Genomic DNA, 21537 nt, shown 5'->3' with positions numbered 1-21537 from the left:
TTTGTTGGATTCTTACGAAGTACAAGCGCAAGCTAAGACTCGAATTTTACATTCAAGACTTAGAAGTGACAAACCAATTAATTCCATTATTCTAGAAATTTATTGCTAAATGCAAAACTTAATCGTAGACTAATCGGATGAATATTGATGTCGCGGCAACACAGCTGGCAGAGTTGGGTCACATAACCCGGCTACAGATCTATCGAATCTTAGTACGGGCGGGAGGGAATGGCCTCGCAGTATCGGCTATCCAGCAACAGCTGGATATACCGGGCTCTACCCTTTCTCACCATATAGCACGCTTAGTTAAAGTGGGATTGGTTAGCCAGACGCGCGAAGGAAGAGTATTGCGTTGTCAGGCACAGTACCAACAATTGAATAAGTTGATTCACTTTTTATCTGACGAATGCTGCTTAGGCAGCTAAAATTTTTTAACATATATTTCCATATTTCTAGTAATATGGTTTGGAGAAAATCATGGGAACTGAAACACAGTTGGAATCTGCTGTGACATTTTTTGTCAGCACTTTTGCCGAATTGGCGGTGTTGTTTGTTCTGATAAGTCTACTTGTCAGTGTAATCAACTATTACCTGCCGGCGGAGAAAGTCAGAAAGCTTCTATCTGGCAACCGTGGTTATGGTGTAGCTATGGCGCTCGGCGCTGTTACGCCATTTTGTAGTTGTTCGACCCTTCCAATGCTAGTGGGCCTGCTTAAAGCCCGAGCCGATTTCGGTCCCTTGATGGCGTTTTTAATTACCTCACCTCTGCTGAACCCCTTTGTTGTTGCATTGTTTTGGCTGACCTTTGGGGCTAAGGTGACTTTGATATACAGCGTTTGTGTGCTTATGACTGCCACCACAGCAGGCTACGCACTGCAAAGGTTGCGCTTTGATCGTTACATTCGTCAGGAACTTCTTCAATCAGCATCAAAAGATAGCAGTAGTTGCGATACTGCGTGTAATGCCGGTGGCTGTAGCGATGCTGTAGCAGTTGCGACGCGCAAGAGTGTTTGCAGTGATAATGCTACGATAGCCACTATTAAAGCCAATTCTTGCTGCACGCAGGAAATTCTCGCTCCTCACCCCAGCCGGAACATTAGCTTGCCAATACGGCAGCTATCAAGCGATGCTGTTAGCCAATTGCTTAAAATGCTGCCTTACATGGTTATCGGCGTTTCCGTGGGCGCAGCAATACACGGTTTTGTACCGCTCGCTTTGTTTAACCAACTGGCGGAGTTACATAGCTTCGTTATGATCCCGCTTGCAGCATTAATAGGGATCTTCCTCTACGTTCGGGCTTCAACAATGATCCCCATTGCTACTTCGTTACTAGCCAAAGGTTTGAGCATGGGCAGCGTAATGTCCTTAACTATTGCTGGTGCAGGTGCAAGTTTGCCTGAAATGATTATGTTGAAGAAAATATTTCAATGGCCATTATTGATAACTTTTGTGTTGATTGTACTACTAACTGCTTGTATTACCGGTATCAGCATTGAAATCCTGAACTAAAAAGCGAGGAAAAAATTTATGATTACTATTGACAGCAAGTTCGATGGCGGTGCTATTGAGGTTATATCGGCTGAGGAATTTGACAACATTCAACTTGCAATAACTAAAGATAATCAAAACTGCACCCGACAGTGGTTTTATTTTTCTGTTGATACTGGTTATGGTGTTTTGCAGACAATAAGACTTGTTAACGCATCACAAGTAACATTCTCTGAAGCTTTTAATGGATATCAAGCATTTGCTTCATACGATAATCAGCAATGGTTTCGGATAGATACTCAATTTCAAAAGGGTGAACTGATACTGACACTGAATGCGGAACAACCGAAAGTGTTTTATGCTTACTTTGTTCCATATCCAATGTCACGTGAAATTGCTTTGCTGGATAAAATAAAAATCAATCCAGCAGTAAATGTCGAAGTACTGGGAAAAACTAGTCAGGGTAGAAATATTAATCTATTACGTATTGGTTCAGTCAGTTCAACTGCCAAAAAAATGTGGTTTATAGCCAGACAGCATCCAGGTGAAACTATGGCGCAATGGATGGCCGAAGGAGTCATAAATCGATTCATTCAATTTTTTTCTGTACGGAACGTTGGCGACAATAACGTATGCGTTTATATAGTTGCTAATATGAATCCAGATGGCTCAGCCATAGGTAATCATCGGACCAATGCAAACGGTATTAACTTAAACCGTCATTGGGGAACGCCTGACCCTAAACTTTGTCCGGAGGTTCACCTTGTTAAACAGGCAATGATAAAGTATGGCGTTGATATGTTTTTTGACTTACATGGTGATGAGACACTACCTCATAACTTTATTATATCAGAGGGAAATAACAATGTTATCACGGAAGTTAAGAGCGAATTGGCGATTTGCAATGAACACTTTCAAACAAAATATGATTATGACAATAATATGGGCTGCGGGGGAACAAGTTGCTGTGGCAGCGAAAGTAGTTGTGGTAAGCAATTAGCAACGCAGTTCGTACAAAAGCAATTTGGCGTTCCCAGTGCTCTGTTGGAAGCATCATTTAAGGCTTTAGCGCAAGATGGCAGCATTGTTAAATGGGACAATTTAACAGCTGTCCGGCTTGGGGAAGATCTCGCGATGACCCTCTATGATAAGATTGGTTGTAATAAATAATTTGTACTAGCTCAGACTTGATCTGACAGTTACCCGATTCTTGGGTGCCGTTGTCAGATTAGATTTGGGCTAAATTCTTTTCCGCCCAAACCCGTTTTCCATCAATTAATGTTGCCATCGGTGTGCGACCGCAGCACATTTTGCCCTGATGGGTGCGCTCATTGTTGTACAGCGCCAGCCATTCGTCCAAGTCTTTTTGCAGCTCCTCCAGTGTGCTATACAGCTTTTTGCGGAACGTGACCTGATAGAACTCATTCAGAATAGTCTTGTGGAAACGCTCGCAGATACCGTTTGTCTGTGGATGTCTGGCTTTGGTTTTCGTGTGGTCGATATCATTGATGGCCAGATACAGCTGATAATCGTGCTGCTCAACCTTACCGCAGTACTCGGTGCCCCGGTCAGTGAGAATACGCAACATCGGCAGCGCCTGAGCTTCGAAAAACGGCAATACTCTGTCGTTCAACAGGTCGGCAAAGGTGATTGGGGTTTTGGTGGTGTAGAGCTTGGCAAAGGCGACCTTACTGTAGGTATCGACGAAGGTCTGCTGGTATATCCGCCCCACACCTTTGAGGTTGCCGACGTAAAAGGTGTCCTGTGAGCCCAGATAGCCAGGATGATGGGTTTCAATTTCACCGCAGGCCTCATCGTCCTGGGCTTTCTTTTCCAGGGCTGCCACCTGCGCTTCTGTCAGAATGATGCCATCGCGCTCCATCTTTGCTTCCAATGCGGCCAGGCGCTTCTTGAGGTTTTCCAGCCCGTGCCTGAGCCAAATTGAACGTACGCCGCTGCCGGAAACAAAGACGCCTTGCTTGCGCAGTTCGTTGCTGGTTCGGGTTTGACCATAGGCGGGAAACTCAATGGCGTAATCAATGACAGCTTGCTCTATATGGTCATCAACACGATTTTTCAGATTGGGCGTGCGTCTGGAGCGGTTGATAAGCGCATCAATGCCGCCATCCTCAACCAGCTCACGATAGCGATAGAAGGTGTCGCGGGACACCCCCATAACCTTGCAGGCCCTGGAAACGTTGCCGAGTTCCTCAGCCAGATTCAGTAAACCTGCTTTGTGTTTAATGATGGGGTTGTTAGTATGCAACATGAGAGTTACCTCTTTTGTTTTGATTGAAGATTCGACACCTTTATCAAAACGGGTAACTCTCACCTTTTCAAGATGATGTGTCAGATCAAGTCATGACTAATACAAATAATTTTCCTAATTGTGTTCCACTTTCATGAGGCCATGCCAGCCAGCAGGAAATGGCGAAGCATGGTCTATAAAATACTTAACCCGCTACATCAGTTTCTAAATATTCCTGTGCTGATGGTTCGTAGTGACCGTTTCGTGAAGTGAATGCCACAGCTTCTCTATCTTGTTAACCCAGGCGGAGTAAACTGGTTGAAAAAGTAAAACGAACTTCGGTTTTTTCTTGAGCCATATCTGAGTCTTTTTGCTCTTGTGAATGATATCGTAATCAACAATGAGCGTAATTGTTTTGGCTCGCCTGTATTGTCTTTTCAGTAACTTCAACATCGAAATAAACAGCGTTGAATCTTTGGTGGCGCTGGCGACATCGCTTACTTTCCAGGTTCCTGCGTGAAGCGCACCTGCAAGGTACCGCTTGACATTTTGGCCAAGTATAGTCACTTGTTTTTGTTAACCTTTTTCCATCCAATCTGCGCCAATTTTCGGATTGAGATGGATATTAAACTCATTATCATAAAACACTGGGTAGTCGATCACAATGCTATAGGGCATCCCTAATTGCTCCGAATTTTTAGACTCCGTGGTGACACTAATATGCAGTGTCTGAGTCGTCCAACGCATATCAATACCGAGTTTCGGCAACCAGTCGAATAGTTGAAGAGTGAACTTGCAATGAAAACATCCAGCTAATTTCAATCGCCATCAGTTCTGTAATCCAACAGGGTCGCTGATACCCTAGCTCTTGGGGTGGCGCTTTAGCATGCGGCCTATTTAGTGGAAAGGCAGTGCGCGAGAACAGCCTCGGGTTGAGAACTCAAGACCTTCAATACTACATTAAGTGTACTAAGGAAGCTGCGATTAAGTAGTCAGCTTCTCACTACATGACGCCCCAACTCATCGTTATCAACGTCCAGTGGCTCAATTTTCCAATTTTCAGCCAAAAATCGTCTCTTCGTTGCTGATTTTGGCCCTGTTTCAGGCCAATTTTCCCATTTTAGGTAGATCTCGCCTGTGCCCGTATCAATTGGTCCACTCGAACCAGGTTCGCCAGGGTGAATAACATCGCGAGCTGACTGTCATTTTTAGCCAGTCCCTTGTACCTGGCTTTGACGAAACCAAACTGACATTTAACTATCCGAAATGGATGTTCAACCTTGGCTCGGATACTCGCTTTCAGGTATTCGTAACGGATGGTTAGCTTGTTCTTGCGCGGGTGTTTCTTCAATGCATTCACCTTGCCGGGACGCGCGGCGATAAGCCAGTCCGCGCTGACATGGTAGTGCTCCTCGCGCTTTTCGGCACCCTGATAACCCACATCCGTAGAGATGAACTCCTCATCTCCGTGCAATAAATTTCCTGCTTGGTTGAGGTCGTGCTCGTTAGCCGCCGTGGTCACCAAGCTGTGGGTCAGGCCACTTTTGGCGTCCACCCCGATGTGTGCTTTCATGCCGAAGTACCACTGGTTACCTTTCTTGGCTTGGTGCATGTCTTCGTCGCGGCTGCTGTCTTTGTTTTTGGTGGAACTGGGGGCTTGAATTATCGTGGCATCCACCACCAGGATGCCTTGGGTAATCAGAACGCCACTCTCTGCCAGCCAGTGATTAAAAGAATTGAAGATTTTGCGTCCCAGTTTATGCTGCTCCAGCAAATGCCTGAAATTCATGATAGTGGTGCGGTCTGGAATGGCTTTATCCAGTGACAGGCGGGCAAATTGGCGCATGGAGGCGATTTCATAGAGCGCATCTTCCATGGCCTCATCGCTCAGGTTGTACCATTGCTGCATACAGTGAATGCGCAGCATGGTTTCCAGTGGATAGGGCCTGCGACCATTACCGGCCCTGGGATACACAGGCTCAATAACGCCAAGTAATTTGTCCCAGGGAAGCAAGTCATCCATTCTGCCAAGGAAGACTTCTTTGCGGGTCTGGCGGCGTTTACTTGAAAACTCACTGTCGGCAAAAGTCAGCTGCTGGCTCATCCGGTTACTCATCCATGGTTCAGGTCACGACACCAAGATCTCACGTCTCGAACTTATTCGCACCTTCCCTAATATACCCTTCGGTTAATTGAGGAACGAGCCGCGGCAATAAAACCGAATACTTCAGCCACAACGCACCCAGATAACAGTAAGAAAAAAGCATTCAAACAAAGACACGCATCTTTTTCTCTGATTTTACAGGTCTTTTTTGGATTCGACGTCTCTCAAAGCGGTTTGGTAGTGTTAAAATAATGGTCTCTGCTCGGCTTGCATGAGTTGGTTGGTTTAGCGATTGATCAGATCACTCAAATCGAGCCGAGTTCCATTTTATCTTCGAAACACATTGTTCAACATTTAGGAACAGCTATTTAGATCTTCGCATAATGTTCAAGAATGTCAATTAATCGCTTTTTTTGAGATTGGGACATCCAATGCATGTTGAATAAGAAAACGACAGCATCTGTGAGGGTAATCTGATGCAAGTTATGCGTGCTTGTTAATAACAACTTACGACATGCTGACTCTAAACTTTCTCTACAGGCATCAACGACGGATGTGGACTCTATACAAGGGTTGTCCAACTCGTCATCGAACTCCCAATTACATTGCTCATATAGATTAAGCAAAAGTCCATTAAAAAGCTGTTTTCGTATAGAAGATTCATGTTTCAACATCCATGCAAACGCTATCAAGTTATGTCCCCAGAATCCAGGGTTATCCAAGCATGCTGCTGACAATATTTTTATGTCAACCGTAGCTACGGGTTTGAAACATTTTTTTACTTGATAACAAGGGAGATTGTTACGATAAAATGTTGTAGTGACAAATTCACAAAATCTTTCAATGAACCTCAACTTTTGCCATTCTGTTGACAGTAATTTCCACACCTTTTCAAATGCAATCAGAATAGAAATATTATGACTCAAGTATTGGTTTCCTTGGCGAGCTTGAACCATGTAAAAATTGAAAATTTCATCACTAGGCGCTGTATTAAACCACTCTAACATAGTGAAGTATGAGTGTGGATATATGGCGTGAGATAAGATCCAATGCCGTCTTCTCGGTACCACATCAAAATAGATATCACTACTCTTCAGTATTTCAACATCAAATCTTGGCTCGTCAAATCTTACAAGGCTAGCAACTTGTTCCCAATCTAAATCACTCCATGTAAAAAATCCTTTTAAGGACTGTATAGCCAAATAGCATTTAATTGAATGCTGCTGGTGAACTGATGCAATATTGGTTAATGCAAAATCTAATTCCACGACCCTACCCTTTTTTTCCCGCTGATAACATTAACTTGAGAATCAAATTTAGACAAAGCAAAACTAAAAAACCAACTCTTAAAAATCGTTGAATTATAGAAGCATGAGATGATTATACAATATTAATTTGAAATTGACTAAAAGAACTTAAATTATAGGCTCTGAATTAAAAAGAACCATAACGACGCATTAATTCAATAGTTATGAGCGATGAAAATAGACATTTCTCAGAATTACTAGAACTAAACACTGCAAAATAAAGATAAAATCCCCCTGATTAAAATGTAATAATGCCTGCTTTTTAAGTAAGTTAATAAGAATGGATTTTTTATAAGATCCTAAGGCTACCCGTCAAGCAACGTAGTTGCCACAATCCAATTCTAATCTAGTCAAGCGCCCGAGAACCTAAGTCTTCTAGTAATTGCCCGAAACTAAGATAAAGGTTGGCGGGTTGCTGTGCAGACTGTTTTAACATTGCAATTTCACTTTCACCTATCCATTGACCCTTTTTTATCACGGCAATTGGCATCATCAATGTTTGCATGTCTGTCAAAGGATTAGCTTTTACCACGATTAAATCTGCAACTTTTCCAGCAGTAATTGAGCCAAACTCATGTTCCACCCCCAAAGCTCTTGCAGCATTAATTGTCCCTGCCTGTAATACCTTTAAAGGCGGTACACCAGCTTTTAGCAACAAGGCTATCTCAAGATGTGTGGACTCTCCCGGAGTTAAAAATAATGTTCCAGCATCTGACCCCAGTAGAAGCTCGATACCTTGTTTATTTAACTCATTAACAATCTTGAGCAGAAACGCTTCTTCCTGTTTATTCCAATTGGCAAGCTCGGGTGACGCCTGCAACCAACGTTTAACCTCTAATTGCTGATGAAGTAAGCGGTATAATGGATTAAGAGTGTTTAGTGGAATTGTTTCAACATAATCTTGTTTTCGAATACTTAACTCGGTTAAGTGATGGAATGTTGCAAGCGTTGGTGTTATCCGCGGCTTTAGATACCTAAGCTCGCGTACCCAGCCGACCATTTTAGCCTCATCGAGTGAATAGTTAAGAGGGCCTTGAAATATGTCCTCTACATGCTCTAAAGACTGTAAGCCAGCATTACTTATAAGGTCTAAACCTAAAATGGCTTGCGGACCGTGTTTAGCAACAGGGAAATTCAACCGAAAAGCTTCATCCACAATCGCTGTGTAAATATCTGGTTCGAGATATCCATACGCTTTGATTAGATCGTAGCCCTCGCTCTTGTATTGTTTGACCAATTGTCTCGCGGCTTCAGCTGACGTAACAACTTTCTGTAATGCGTGAGCATGCAACGGGCCATCAAGGACTGGTGAGGAAGTAAAAAGATTGCTGCCCAACCACTGGCCAGCATTTAGCTCTTGCTTCCAGCGCAAATGGGCAACATTACCACGCATGTTCCTTACAGAAGTCACACCATAAGCTAGGTACATTGCCAGATATTTTCTATCATGCACGTGGACGTGCATATCAAATAATCCAGGTAGAATATAAGCGTTATTGACATCGACAATGCTTACTGAATCCGCATTCTCTGGTAGTTCACTGCCTATTGAAACAATTCGTCCATTTGAAAGGTAAATATACTGTCCAGAAACGACCACCCCAGTTTCTACATCAACAAGGTTGCCATTTTTTAAAACCATGTCAGCACCGTTATTCACAGCCAATAAGTCGTCCGGCTTGCAAATAATTGAAGCTGGAATACTGAGTAACGCCAACGCAATCAATAAAATTAGTGATATCGCGAAAAGCTTTACCAGTCGAAAAATACGCATAACGTTATATTCCAAACGCGTATATCGCTACACGAACCAACATCACTGCAAGCACCATCCAGGACATGACAAATAACACAAACCGTAGCATGACGTAATCAATGGTAGTTTGAACCCAACTGTGGGCAAACCTCAGAGCGGTATATAGCCATGCACACCAAATATGAATTTCATCTACCTGTTGCATAATTGCTAAAGCAAGACATATCACATAGAAAATTAAAGGCTGCTCAAATAAGTGATTATAATTATTTGCAATTCTTGCTACCTCACTGGGTAACATAGCATTTAATTTCTTAGCATCCTGCCCTTGCTGTGGGTGTATTTTTAACTTCCGCATAGCCGTCACTCGAGAGCACAACATGCGTAGAGCAACGAAAAGCGTGAGGATTGCCATAGCAATCACAGGTTGCAAAATAAGCACAGTGTCCATTCAAACCTCAAATAATGTTCCAAACAATTAACGATGCATGTTTCCTTTCAGCCGATGTAATGAATCTATACTTGAGAGGCAATCTAAATATCCCATCGGAAAAGATCCACAATACGGTACCCAGGTAAAAAATAACAACCAACCTTTCCGCCAAACATTTTGGGAAGCCTAAAAACGCTATCGTAAGGATAAGGTCAGCTATTGACGCATAATTTTCTGGCTACTCACACCAAACCGGTTTTATGTTTCGCGTTCGGTTTTGATTAACAGCCCCAGCTTTAAAACCACATTCGTTACTGCCACACATAAAACCGAACATGCTTGATACTTCACCAGATTCGGTAGTAACCGCTGTAGTCTTGTTATCTTTGAAATAAATTTTTATTTCGTTATGACCTGAAGGCACCAGCAACGGAACCGGCACAAGCAATATAAATGCACCTACACCACTCCAATTGTAACCATCATAATAACTGAATACAGTGCACCGTCCTTCCTGGTACTTTTCATCTGGCTGCCCCCAAAGAGTAACGACTTGCTCAGATGTGTAAGCCACAGCGTTGCCGAATGAAAATTCGTATCGCTTTTCCGATAGCGTAAAGTCCTCTGTTTTCCCTTCAAAGGTATCAAAGGAACCCACCGCCAGACCAACGCAGCCCGACAACATAAATGGCATCGTTATCGCAATCAAAAAGCGCATAAAATCACCTTGGATAAAGTACATGTGTATAGGGCTCCAGCTAGATACCGACGCCTATGCTTCGCTTTAAAATATAAGCCGCTAGTTTTTGTGAATCGGGATCGCTGGATGCGCTAAGCCCCGCGTACACTCCCGCTTGATCTTCTGGTTTACGATGCTGACCAAGCTTTTCTTTAGCATGTATGTCATCAAGCACAACTTTGAATCCTACAACACCGCTTCTGAGTCTTTCCTGATATTCATTTGGCATAATATCCATATTATTACTAAGGCCAGGTTCATACTTGTTCACAAGTTGATCCATCGCTAGTTTGTTTTCCTCATTGCTTAGCAGCTCTAAATAGCCATAGCAATGCACCGCTACGTAGTTCCATGTTGGCACTGCAGGGTTAGTTGTATACCAGTTTGGAGAGATATAAGCATGAGGCCCTTGGAAGACTATCAAAACCCTTTGGTTAATCGCAGCCTCCCAATGTGGGTTAGATTTGGCGAAGTGTCCTAAAATGGAGCCTAACTCTCCATCCCCAGCTTTATAAATCAAGGGCAAGTGAGTCGCAGTTAAATCTGAGGTTACAAGGACACCAAAACCATTCTCAGCAAGAACTTGTTTTATTACTGCACGGTCGTTAATCTCAAGGTTTTTCGGTATGTACATGGTTTTATATCTTCACTCATTGGTATGGTTATGTATTCAAACAGGTGTTGTGCAGTAAACTAGTTAAACACTCGGTTTTCTATTACAGAATGTATGCTCTTAAGCAACGTCTCAATCTCTAAAGCTAGGCTACGTAGTCTCTCTAATTTAAACTCAGGTTTTTCATGCTCGCCTTTATCACTGTCCCATGTTGCGGATATAACACACCAGCGGCGCCCGTCATTTAGCAACTGAAATGAGTTAATACCTTCAGAATACGGTGTCTTATCAAGTGCTCGGCGTGACTGATAATGACTTAACACAGTCGCCATATGGCCATACTGAAAGACTTTTTGAGCAACTTCAGTTTCATAAAAATCAACATCTTTAAAATATTGTTTGTTTAGATTAATAAATCCGTCCAGATCATAACGATTGGCAATAGCAACATCGCCCTGATGAAAAACAGGTGTAATTATGGCATCAGGTTTATGCAGCATTTTAAGAGCAGCCCAATCTCTCTCCTCACCCGCCTTGCCTGAGACTATTTGATACAAGTGAGCAACAAGTGTTGATATGTCATGGGCCGATTCCGGATCATCCGTACCGCAGAAATGTTCATCGATTGCATTGAGATGCGTTGACTCCGCATAAGCAGAACCGATAAATATTGACAGAACATAAACCAACGCTGCCACGTTCAACTTAAGATACCGCTCAATAGACAAAATCATTTACTCCAAATCTCCGACTAAACTTGACCAATTCGTTACTAACAGCGAACCAGCTTCTACACATCCTTTTCCAATACCATTTCACGTCCAAACATCCTGACCGTTACTTTTGCTTGGTTTTTTTCGGAAGGAGCAGTAAATGTGAAGACTATGTCTGCTTCGTAAATAAAAAATACCTCGGCAGATTCGGGGTAAAAATCAAAGGCTGGTTTACCAGACATTTGGACTTTTAGCTGTCCTGTCACGTCGTCTTTAAACACTTTCAGATTAAATTGTTCAGATGAGTAACTTCCTATTACACGTGCAAGCTGTTTTTCCGATAGCACCACAGGTGACTCAATCAGTTTGAGCTTTTTCTTGATTTTGCCAACCATTTCAGAATCATTTCCAGATGAAACCGCTATGGCCTTTTTATAGAATTCAGACGCCAGATCAGTACGTTGCGATTTCATGTGTGTATCAGCCAAACACTCCAAACTAGGTGCATGTTGAGATATCAGTCCTGCTAGGTGTAAAACTTCATATGGCGACAAACTACTTAATTCGGTCACCGTTCGGCCCGTTTTTTCAATTGCTTGATGTACGATAAACCTTCCTGCTCTATATCCAATATTGTGACGGCCATCCGGGTGGTTCCCCATCATCCAAACCTCATATGGCGCATTCACTGGCAGAGACAAAATCTCATTTACCCATTCAAGGACATTATCGGGATAAAACGACCACTGTTCGGTCACCCCTGATTGTTGCTCCGCAAATACTGAAGCTAATCCTTCGTTAACCGCAGCAATAGCTATGCCTGGACCAAACTTATTACCTTGCATCGTCCAGCCATGAATCACATGGTGTAATTCATGATAAAGCGTACTTCTGACCCCCTTAACAATTGCTTCATCAAACCCTTTTGAATAAGTTTCTGAAATATCTAAAGTCAACGACTGGTGAGTTTCTGCAATACCCGATACACCAGAAACAGACTCCAGATCTCGTGCAACTAGATTGACACTCAACTTAAGGTTGTCAGGGAAATTGGGTAGTTGACTTTTAACCTCTCTAACAACGTCATTAATTGTATTTATCAATAATTTCTGTTGTTGTTCACTTAATTCCAAAACCAGTTCTTCAGCCAGATAAAGATCTACACCTTTCACAACTAACTGCTTAAGAATCCACTTATTTATCTCAGACGATAAAATGTTTAGCGGAATACTACCGTGCCTTAATACTTCACGGTGAAACGCTTTAAGATCAAATGCATTACCTAACTTAGACTCAGCTCGACTTCTTAACGCACGTAACTGGATCTCTCCAACTTTGTAAGCTAATGCCTGCCCTGGATGACTAATAAATCTGAAAACTTCGGATTCTGCTTCTTGTTGAGAAATTGCAGAATTGGCCAACATAAAATCAACAGTTTTCTTGTGTGACCAGCCTTTAGCATTAATCCCCGTATCAGCGACTAACCTAATCGCCCGTTGTTGATCAGCTAGAACCCGCCCTAACAACATCATCGGCTCTTTATAAAAACCTAATTCGGCTCCAAGGCTTTCAGCATATAAACCCCAGCCTTCATCAAATGCAGAAACACTCAATGATTTACGATAATCAGACAACGCGGTGTTTTCTAGAATGGCTAAATGCTGCAAATGATGACCAGGAGAGGCCTCATGCAAAGACACTGTCTCTACACTATACCTAGGCTGCATTTTCAGATCAGAAGTATTGATATAAAGAATACCGGGTCGGCTAAAATCTGGTGCAGGTGGACGATACGTCGCTTTAGGTGCATGCTGTGCAGCGAACTCGGGAACGGGCGCTACTTGATATTGGTATGTTGGCAACACATTGAATGCTTGCTGCACTCGTTGATTGGCTTGCTCAGCAACCTGATTATATGCCGTTAACGCCTCTTGCTCAGAGTTAAAGTAAAACTTTTTGTCTGTGCGCAAAAAGTTAAAAAACTCTTCCCTTGAACCAGAGAACCCAAGGACAGATTTTAACTCGTCCAGCCGTTTTGTATTAGATTGAACAATACCCAGACCTAACTTATGTAGCTCTTCAGCTGACATTGTGGTTGTTGTGTGTTCTTTTATGTAAAAGTCATACCATAATTCGTGACCTGACAAACGGCTTAAACCAATAGCGCCATTATTCTCAGACACGATATAGTCGTTTTGTAAAAAGTCATGCAGCTTTCGGTAAGATGGAATGATAACTTGCTCAATAGCTGCGACATAATCCTTACGGAGATTCTGTTTATCGCTGTCTGATAACGCTTCTGGAATTTGCAAAAGCGGCTTATAAAAAACACTTTTAGTCACATCGTTAACTAACTGTTCTTTAAGTTGAGCAATGACAGCATCGACTATTGCTTTTGGCATCAACATATTATCTGCAGACGCAATTCTGAGTACGGCTATTTGACTATCTACCCAGTCGGCAAAGCCCTTGCTGCGTTGAACAAAGTTTCCGTAATCTTGTTCAGTATTAAATGGTTGTGCACTTTCACCAGATCCTAGCATTGCAAAATGCAAATGTGCGCCTGACACAGGGTTAAGTGACAACAAATACTCAGGATATGATAAACGCTCAAGCCCTAAATCCAGATTACGCTTGAATACATCAAATGTAATTCTGTCTTCGTCATTTAACTCACTGCGATTAATCTCCGCGAGCATTTTTTGATATCTAATTAAATACTGCTTCTTTAAAGTCTGATTATCATTTGAATAGATAGGTGTATAGCGGTTGTTGTACTCTGATAAGCCGTTAAAGGTCGCACTAATTGGATAAAAATAGTAGCCATCCAGAACAAACTGTGATGTCACAAGCTCTAGTTTACCTTTCTGCTGAAATTTTTCAGTCACAGAGTACGCGCTATCAACCGTACAGATCCAAGCCACTCCAACAAAAATAATTGAAGTAATATTTCGTCTTTTCAACATTTTCAACGACATAGACCAACACCTCTTGCCTTGAATACAACTTAAAATTTAAAACGGGCGTAGATATGCGAGTTTCACAGTGCTAACTCAAGTATTCGCAACTAGACTGTATGTTGCGGTTTCACCGATACCAACTGATATCAAAATCTTGCTACTTTATCTTTATTGATTGGAAAACCACTTCACTGACAATTCGCAGTCAAGAAAAGTTGGTGTTAAAAATATGGTCTTTTTGGCAGAATACGTTATCTGGCAGTGAGCTAAAGTACGAAATTTAAACGGCGTTTTTGACTTTTTATCTGTCACGCCTTTAAATTTTTCGGTCAATTTTTTATGTGGGTGGTTATTTTAATTATAAAAGTTTTCTATACTCTGCCGGTGTGATGTTAAATAGCTTTTTAAAATACATTGTCATATGACTTTGCGTATTAAAACCACAAGTGACGCTTATATCAGCAAGTGAGAGCGTAGTTTTTAGCATTTCTTTTACCTTGTATAGTCGCCTGCGTAAAATATACTGTGCAGGAGGGATGGAAAAAGAATGCTTAAACTCTCTAGCGAAATGAAATGGACTTAAACAAACTTCTTTAGACAGTTCGTCTATGGTTATTTTATTAGAAATATTATCATGAATGAATTCAATTATACGTATGCGTTGGTGTGGGGAGAGACCACCAATAAGCTCATTATGATTTAGGCTACAGCCTGAATAATTCATTAAAATATGATTTAGCAATAAATAGCTTAACTGCTCATATCCTACAGATGTCAAGTCCGGTTCAAGGCATTTTTTCATCAAAGTTAAAAGTGTTTCATCATTAAGGCAGTTCGAGTTTTTTAGCAGCAATCCCCTAACATCCATCCCATAGTTAATAGATGCAAACTCGGTCAAAACTTTTGACTCAATATAAAAGTGGGCAAACTTTATTTTACTATTTACATGCCAATATGTCGTCACATCTTTAGGTATAATAGAAATGCTGTTTGGATTTCTTTGATAAGGATTATTGTAACCTTGACAAGCGCTATAACTACCTTCCAATGATAAACTTAATGTATTGCAGCAATCTTTTTCAAAAAAAACATTGCCACTTTCAAAGCACCAACGAGTTAAATTCAAGCCTCTTATGAGAGGCCTTTTCTCTGCCAGACAGATGTTTTCTTTATTAAATATAACTTCTTTAAGAAATTTATTGGTCATATATAAATTACACAACTGACAATCAGATAAAAAATGGCGTAGAGCCTAGATCAACTATACCATTCGTGCTTGCCATTAAGGCTTAATCATTGCGTGCAACCCAGGATACCACAAGGGACAAATCGATTCATTTTCCTGCCTACCCCTGCATTACGCCCCAATTTCGGGTAACTATCAGCTCAGGTATGAGCTAGTACACATTAATAGCATATTTTTGTCATAGAACAAAAATACTGCGACATCGGCGAGCACTGACTTTTCCCCTAGACTAGTACCACTTCCTTGATGAGATTTTCCAGCTTATGCTGCCTGCTTGGCATACTCAACAGTTGGCATATAGTTCAGTGAACTATGTGGGCGAACATGGTTGTGGTGTTCACGCCATAGTTCGATTTCGTATCTGGCTTCGTCTAAGGAAGCTGCGATTAAGTAGTCAGCTTCTCCCTACATGACGCCCCAACTCATCGTTATCAACGTCCAGTGGCTCAATTTTCCAATTTTCAGCCAAAAATCGTCTCTTCGTTGCTGATTTTGGCCCTGTTTCAGGCCAATTTTCCCATTTTAGGTAGATCTCGCCTGTGCCCGTATCAATTGGTCCACTCGAACCAGGTTCGCCAGGGTGAATAACATCGCGAGCTGACTGTCATTTTTAGCCAGTCCCTTGTACCTGGCTTTGACGAAACCAAACTGACATTTAACTATCCGAAATGGATGTTCAACCTTGGCTCGGATACTCGCTTTCAGGTATTCGTAACGGATGGTTAGCTTGTTCTTGCGCGGGTGTTTCTTCAATGCATTCACCTTGCCGGGACGCGCGGCGATAAGCCAGTCCGCGCTGACATGGTAGTGCTCCTCGCGCTTTTCGGCACCCTGATAACCCACATCCGTAGAGATGAACTCCTCATCTCCGTGCAATAAATTTCCTGCTTGGTTGAGGTCGTGCTCGTTAGCCGCCGTGGTCACCAAGCTGTGGGTCAGGCCACTTTTGGCGTCCACCCCGATGTGTGCTTTCATGCCGAAGTACCACTGGTTACCTTTCTTGGCTTGGTGCATGTCTTCGTCGCGGCTGCTGTCTTTGTTTTTGGTGGAACTGGGGGCTTGAATTATCGTGGCATCCACCAGGGTTCTCTGGGTCATCAGAACGCCACTCTCTGCCAGCCAGTGATTAACGGTACTGAAGATTTTGCGGGCCAGTTTATGCTGCTCCAGCAAATGCCTGAAATTCATGATAGTGGTGCGGTCTGGAATGGCTTTATCCAGTGACAGGCGGGCAAATTGGCGCATGGAGGCGATTTCATAGAGCGCATCTTCCATGGCCTCATCGCTCAGGTTGTACCATTGCTGCATACAGTGAATGCGCAGCATGGTTTCCAGTGGATAGGGCCTGCGACCATTACCGGCCCTGGGATACACAGGCTCAATAGCGCCAAGTAATTTGTCCCAGGGAAGCAAGTCATCCATTCTGCCAAGGAAGACTTCTTTGCGGGTCTGGCGGCGTTTACTGGAAAACTCACTGTCGGCAAAAGTCAGCTGCTGGCTCATCCGGTTACTCATCCATGGTTCAGGTCACGACACGAAGATCTCACATCTTGGACTTATTCGCACCTTCCCTAAGAGTCAGCCTCACTTATCCCGTTCTAAGAAAGAGCAAATCAAAGGGCAGAACGTCATCAACTTCAATGTGCTGGCGTTCATTTTTGGCCCTTTCTACTACATAACAAAAGGGATGTGGAAGAAGGGTCTTTATCTGTTCCTTCTTACCCTGGGATTGAATTTGCTGTCTTTGGTGTTGGTGGGCATGTTCACAGACAGAGACATAAGCAAGGTGTTGTACATCATCAACTCCAGTATCTACGGCTTAACCGCCAATTATGACTTTTACCGATATTACAAGTTGGGTGAAACAACCTGGGACTGGATGCCAAAATGGATGGCAAGCAGTGTTGGTACCGTATCCTTGGTGGCAGCCAGTCTAATTGGAGTTGTGTTACTCGCATATTCAGAGATGGCCGCTGCCGATAATGTGTCCCTTGTTCAGGATGGTTACCTTGGGGGCTACAAACAGACGACGATTGGGAAGGCATTTGATGGTTGGCAGGCTTGTACCAAGACCTCATGGCGCGAGCAGCAAGCCAGTAACGGTGCTATCAGCGTAATCTATCAGTGCAGCATGAATGCCAATCAAGTGAAAAGCATTGGAAAACGGTCTTTAACATTTGTTACAGGTCAAATGGATGACAGCTTTCTCGTTCACATAAATGTCGCTTTACTGGCCGTGAGCTTCCAGATCAATCTTGATGACACATTCGAAATTAATGGCGCCCAATGGGCGTTCAAGTACGGTGAAGGGAAAACATATTCTCCCTTTGTGGATCCGAATTATGTACTGAAGGACATCTATGCGAACCGTCTTAAAGACTCTGTTGAAGATGCCTTTACTTTTGACAACCTGGTGATGAATCATATGCCCGCGAAAGCGAATTGACTTGCCAGTGCTTCAGATAGTCGATGAGAGCGAATGAATCTCCAAAGTAGGGCAAAGACAAGCGCCAAGTCTTCCGGTAGTTGAACACGCACAATTGGCAACAGCCAGTTGCTGGCTCATTATGTTGCTCATCCTAGGTTCAGGTCACGATACAGAGATCTCACAGTCGAAACTTACTCGTACCTTTCAGAGAAAATTAGTGGCGGTTCTTAGAAATCTTAGCTTACTATTAGTAAAATCTTAGAGGTATTAAAATTACCATTAGATATCGGAAATATAACAAGCTCATTAGAGCATTCATAACGTTCTATTTTTAACCCCAGTGAAGGAAAACTATATGCCATTACCACTTATTATAGGTGTAGCAGCACTAGGCGCTGCGGCCTTTGGAGCAAAGAAAGGGTATGACGGGTATCAGAAGCATTCTGAAGCAGATGAGATCGTTAAAAATGCTGAGCAAAAATACAATGAACACAAGGAAGTGTTTGAAACTCATGAGGCTGAGACCACCAACGCATTTACCGAATTGGGCACTCAAGAACTTGAGATAGGTAAGCAATTTAATGAGTTTCACGAATTAGCTAACGAGCTGTTGCAAAAGCTTAATAATGCCAGCGATAAACGCCTATCAGTAAATATCCCTGCACATAAACTACAAAAAATTGAAAACTATAGTTACACGGCAGTTGGAGTACTTGGTACGGCTGCCGGTGCTGGTATTGGTGGTGTAGCGGCGGGGTTTGCCGTTTATGGCGGAGTTATGACATTAGGAGCCGCATCAACAGGAACAGCTATCGCGTCGTTATCTGGAGCAGCGGCTACTAACGCGACTCTAGCCGCAATTGGAGGGGGGTCATTAGCGACTGGAGGTTTAGGTATGGCTGGCGGTACTGCCATTTTAGGTGGTGCAGTTGCAGCTCCAGTTTTAGCTATCGCCGGTTGGGCATATGATAAACACGGTGAAGAATCTCTTCTCAATGCTCGAAAGGTTAGACGTGAAGTAAACGATGCGGTAGAAAAGCTAGAAGCCCTAACTAAGCAACACGTAGAGATTCAATCTTATGTTTCAAAAATAACAAGAGCAATTGATTCTATTTATATTCAATTTGAAGAATATTTCGATTCACTTAAAGCTGTGAACAGAATGATTAAAGCGGCACAGAAGTCAGGTGAAGACATAAATGATAAACTGAATAATGAAAGCATGATTACAGATATCCAGAACGGTTACGCGCTAGCTGCAATTATTGTTGATATCATTAAAACTCCAATCTTCAAGGTTGAAAAAAACGGTGATGAGTTTGTTATTGATGAAAATGGTGCGCCTTCCCTTCAAACAGATGAAGATGGCTTCAATGTCATTAACTCAGAAGAAATAGATATTGCAATTAATAAAGCAAACTTTAACGCAGCATGTTACTAAGTTTATTAAGGAGGGAGTTCCCCTCCTTTTTGTTAAGGAAAGCGATATAAATGAAATTGGATGCTATAAATTACCCTTGGCAAAGAGAGCTAGAGAGGACTTTTGTACAGAGCCTGACCACTACGTTCGGGTTAGATTTTCTACTTTTTAAAGATAAGGTCGGTGGCGAAGTTGACACCATTCATAATGCAAGAAATGGTGTATATGCTACTGATTTCGAGCTGCATAAATACAAAAATCTAGAGGCATACAATTCAACTCCATATCACAAACATTACAACTACAAGCAAACAGGAAGCAATGATAAAGAACTACATAAACAGGGTAAACTCGATGATGGTTATAGAGACCAAGCTATGTCTCTGGATGAGCTAAAAAAGCGAGACCTCGACCATGTCATTAGCGCGAAAGAGATCCACGAAGATGCTGGGCGGATACTTGCTGGAATTGATGGTGCTGAGCTAGCAAACCAATCAATAAATTTGAAATCAACTCATCAATCAATCAATCGCTCTAAAGGCCAAACGTCTATATCAGACTACTTGGATAAGCTACCAGGTTTGATTGAAGCAAATGAGAAAAAGATTTTTGCTGATGAATCTCGTCTATCTGGCATGCCAAGAAATACGCCTGAAGAGCAACATAAAGCTCGTGAACTAGAACATAAAATCCTAAGCGCAAAGGATAAAGTAAACCAACTGAAGTCAGTTGATACTGAGAAACTTCGTAAAGCGGATCAAGAGGCTAGGGATAATTATAACCAACAAATCAATCAAACCTACTACTCCAGCAGTAAGTTTTTGGCCTCTGCAGTAAAAGCTTCTGGTTTTGCGGGTCTTAAGATGGGTACAAGACAAGTTCTAGGACTTGTTTTAGCTGAAGTTTGGTTCGAACTTCGTGATGAATTACCAAAAATTTATCAAAGTTTGAAAGATAAGTTTCACCTTGATGTTTTTATTGAAAAGATAAGTAATACATTTAGAAATATTTGGGAAAGAGTAAAAGCACGATTTAAAGATTTTCTTACTACATTTAAAGACGGGTTTCTGTCTGGCGTAATGGGAAGTCTAACAACGACGGTCTTTAACATCTTTGCCACTACCCAAAAGCAATCAATCAAGATTATCCGTGAAATATGGTCTCATCTTGTTAAAGCGATTAAAGTTTTAATCTTTAATCCCGAAAATCTATCTTTCGTAGAGTTATGTCAGTCAGTCGTCACTATTTTAACACTGGCGATATCAACTGTTGTTGGCAGCATTGCATACTCGCAACTTACCCCGATCTTGTCATTTCCATTAGGCGCTGAGCTTGCGGCATTTGCAAGTGCATTTATCACTGGCGTTGTCACCTTAGGCTTAAACTATTTTTTACTGCATAGTGAGATAGCACAAAAGATTTGGAGCTACATTGAATCTATCATGCCTCATGCAGGTACAATCAAAAAGTATCAGGCGATTAATGAAGAGCTCGATAGGTACTTACTTGAGCTGAGTAAACTAGAATTTAACCTCGATACGTATGAGATTTTAAGTTTTTCGGAACAACTACAGGCCTGCAACAACGAATTAATGAAGTCTAATTTAATTACACAAGAGATTAAAATGCGAAATATCGATCTTCCTTTTGAGATGGGGAATAGTGACAGCACCAAACAATGGCTTACTACGTTGACAAAAAAATGAATACATTCCCTTGTTCTAAGTGTGGACTTTGCTGTCAACTCGTCGGAATGGCTCAAGAAACTAGAGATCTCAATCGTGGAGATGGGATTTGTCATCATTACGATGAGGATACAAAGCTATGCTTGATCTATGAAAACCGACCAGATATCTGCCGGGTTGACAAACAGTACTATCTCAATTTTTCAAAAGAATATAATTGGGAAGAATTTGTAAAGATCAACATTAAAGCCTGCGAATACATAATTAATAAGTATTTATGACTCCCTATAAGATCTTGGTAAAGGTTAGACCAAGTCATTTGATTTAGCTCGTAATTAAATTCTTGCACTTGCTGTAAGAATTTCAAACGCAAAGTTTACAATATCGATCAATATAT

18 protein-coding genes and 2 pseudogenes are annotated in these 21537 nt (G+C 42.0%); 7 read left to right on the top strand and 13 right to left on the bottom strand.

Annotated features, from left to right (window positions below; all coding sequences use genetic code 11):
* Positions 1–137 precede the first annotated feature (137 nt).
* Genes K0H63_RS03170 through K0H63_RS03160 form a run of 3 tightly spaced genes read left to right on the top strand, consistent with a single transcriptional unit; the run spans position 138 to position 2658 of the window.
* Positions 138–425, top strand: coding sequence for an ArsR/SmtB family transcription factor (locus tag K0H63_RS03170; RefSeq protein ID WP_220066688.1), 288 nt, complete (start codon positions 138–140; stop codon positions 423–425).
* Between the two features lie 52 nt (positions 426–477).
* Entirely contained in the window at positions 478–1509 is a 1032-nt protein-coding gene (locus K0H63_RS03165; protein ID WP_220066687.1) for a permease, read from the top strand.
* 18 nt (positions 1510–1527) lie between these two features.
* Positions 1528–2658 carry a M14-type cytosolic carboxypeptidase gene (locus K0H63_RS03160; RefSeq protein ID WP_220066686.1) on the top strand — a complete coding sequence of 377 codons (1131 nt, stop codon included), beginning with the start codon at positions 1528–1530 and terminating at the stop codon, positions 2656–2658.
* 58 nt (positions 2659–2716) lie between these two features.
* Here the strand turns inward: K0H63_RS03160 and K0H63_RS03155 are convergent, their stop codons facing one another.
* The 13 genes and pseudogenes from K0H63_RS03155 to K0H63_RS03095 form a co-directional block, all read right to left on the bottom strand.
* On the bottom strand, positions 2717–3757 hold the full coding sequence (locus K0H63_RS03155) for an IS481 family transposase (protein WP_220066685.1): 1041 nt from the start codon (positions 3755–3757) through the stop codon (positions 2717–2719).
* Between the two features lie 114 nt (positions 3758–3871).
* A pseudogene (locus K0H63_RS20045) lies at positions 3872–4610 on the bottom strand (IS630 family transposase); the annotation flags it as partial.
* A gap of 246 nt (positions 4611–4856) precedes the next feature.
* On the bottom strand, positions 4857–5840 hold the full coding sequence (locus K0H63_RS03145) for an IS5 family transposase (protein ID WP_220066683.1): 984 nt from the start codon (positions 5838–5840) through the stop codon (positions 4857–4859).
* Positions 5841–6208: 368 nt separating this feature from the next.
* A complete protein-coding gene (locus tag K0H63_RS03140; RefSeq protein ID WP_220066682.1) occupies positions 6209–7108 on the bottom strand; it encodes a hypothetical protein in 900 nt (299 codons plus the stop codon).
* A gap of 385 nt (positions 7109–7493) precedes the next feature.
* Entirely contained in the window at positions 7494–8921 is a 1428-nt protein-coding gene (locus K0H63_RS03135) for an amidohydrolase family protein (RefSeq protein WP_220066681.1), read from the bottom strand.
* Positions 8922–8925: 4 nt separating this feature from the next.
* The gene (locus tag K0H63_RS03130; RefSeq protein WP_220066680.1) at positions 8926–9354 is read right to left on the bottom strand and encodes an MAPEG family protein; all 429 of its coding nucleotides are present in this window, start codon (positions 9352–9354) and stop codon (positions 8926–8928) included.
* Between the two features lie 220 nt (positions 9355–9574).
* Positions 9575–10078 carry a hypothetical protein gene (locus K0H63_RS03125; RefSeq protein WP_220066679.1) on the bottom strand — a complete coding sequence of 168 codons (504 nt, stop codon included), beginning with the start codon at positions 10076–10078 and terminating at the stop codon, positions 9575–9577.
* Between the two features lie 16 nt (positions 10079–10094).
* Entirely contained in the window at positions 10095–10709 is a 615-nt protein-coding gene (locus tag K0H63_RS03120) for an FMN-binding negative transcriptional regulator (RefSeq protein WP_220066678.1), read from the bottom strand.
* Positions 10710–10768: 59 nt separating this feature from the next.
* Positions 10769–11422, bottom strand: a complete 654-nt coding sequence (locus K0H63_RS03115; protein WP_220066677.1) for a hypothetical protein — start codon at positions 11420–11422, stop codon at positions 10769–10771.
* A gap of 56 nt (positions 11423–11478) precedes the next feature.
* Positions 11479–14379, bottom strand: a complete 2901-nt coding sequence (locus K0H63_RS03110; RefSeq protein ID WP_220066676.1) for a DUF885 family protein — start codon at positions 14377–14379, stop codon at positions 11479–11481.
* A 340-nt stretch (positions 14380–14719) separates the two neighbouring features.
* The gene (locus K0H63_RS03105) at positions 14720–15568 is read right to left on the bottom strand and encodes a helix-turn-helix transcriptional regulator (protein WP_220066675.1); all 849 of its coding nucleotides are present in this window, start codon (positions 15566–15568) and stop codon (positions 14720–14722) included.
* Positions 15569–15868: 300 nt separating this feature from the next.
* Positions 15869–15985 (bottom strand): annotated as a pseudogene (locus K0H63_RS03100) (integrase core domain-containing protein); the annotation flags it as partial.
* Between the two features lie 144 nt (positions 15986–16129).
* A complete protein-coding gene (locus tag K0H63_RS03095) occupies positions 16130–17110 on the bottom strand; it encodes an IS5 family transposase (protein ID WP_220066674.1) in 981 nt (326 codons plus the stop codon).
* Here K0H63_RS03095 and K0H63_RS03090 point away from each other — a divergent pair.
* The 4 genes from K0H63_RS03090 (at position 17049) to K0H63_RS20185 (ending at position 21421) form a co-directional block, all read left to right on the top strand.
* Positions 17049–18053, top strand: coding sequence for a DUF2628 domain-containing protein (locus K0H63_RS03090; RefSeq protein ID WP_220066673.1), 1005 nt, complete (start codon positions 17049–17051; stop codon positions 18051–18053). The two genes, K0H63_RS03095 and K0H63_RS03090, sit on opposite strands and share 62 nt — an antisense overlap.
* Before the next feature lie 337 nt (positions 18054–18390).
* On the top strand, positions 18391–19476 hold the full coding sequence (locus K0H63_RS03085) for a hypothetical protein (protein WP_220066672.1): 1086 nt from the start codon (positions 18391–18393) through the stop codon (positions 19474–19476).
* A 50-nt stretch (positions 19477–19526) separates the two neighbouring features.
* Positions 19527–21161 (top strand): hypothetical protein, encoded by a 1635-nt coding sequence (locus K0H63_RS03080; RefSeq protein ID WP_220066671.1) that lies wholly within the window; start codon positions 19527–19529, stop codon positions 21159–21161.
* On the top strand, positions 21134–21421 hold the full coding sequence (locus K0H63_RS20185) for a YkgJ family cysteine cluster protein (protein ID WP_208189903.1): 288 nt from the start codon (positions 21134–21136) through the stop codon (positions 21419–21421). The genes K0H63_RS03080 and K0H63_RS20185 overlap by 28 nt, the downstream gene beginning before the upstream one ends.
* Positions 21422–21537 lie beyond the last annotated feature (116 nt).

This window comes from Shewanella zhangzhouensis, from assembly GCF_019457615.1.
Lineage (GTDB): Bacteria > Pseudomonadota > Gammaproteobacteria > Enterobacterales > Shewanellaceae > Shewanella > Shewanella zhangzhouensis.
This window is presented reverse-complemented; position numbering and strand designations above follow the sequence as displayed.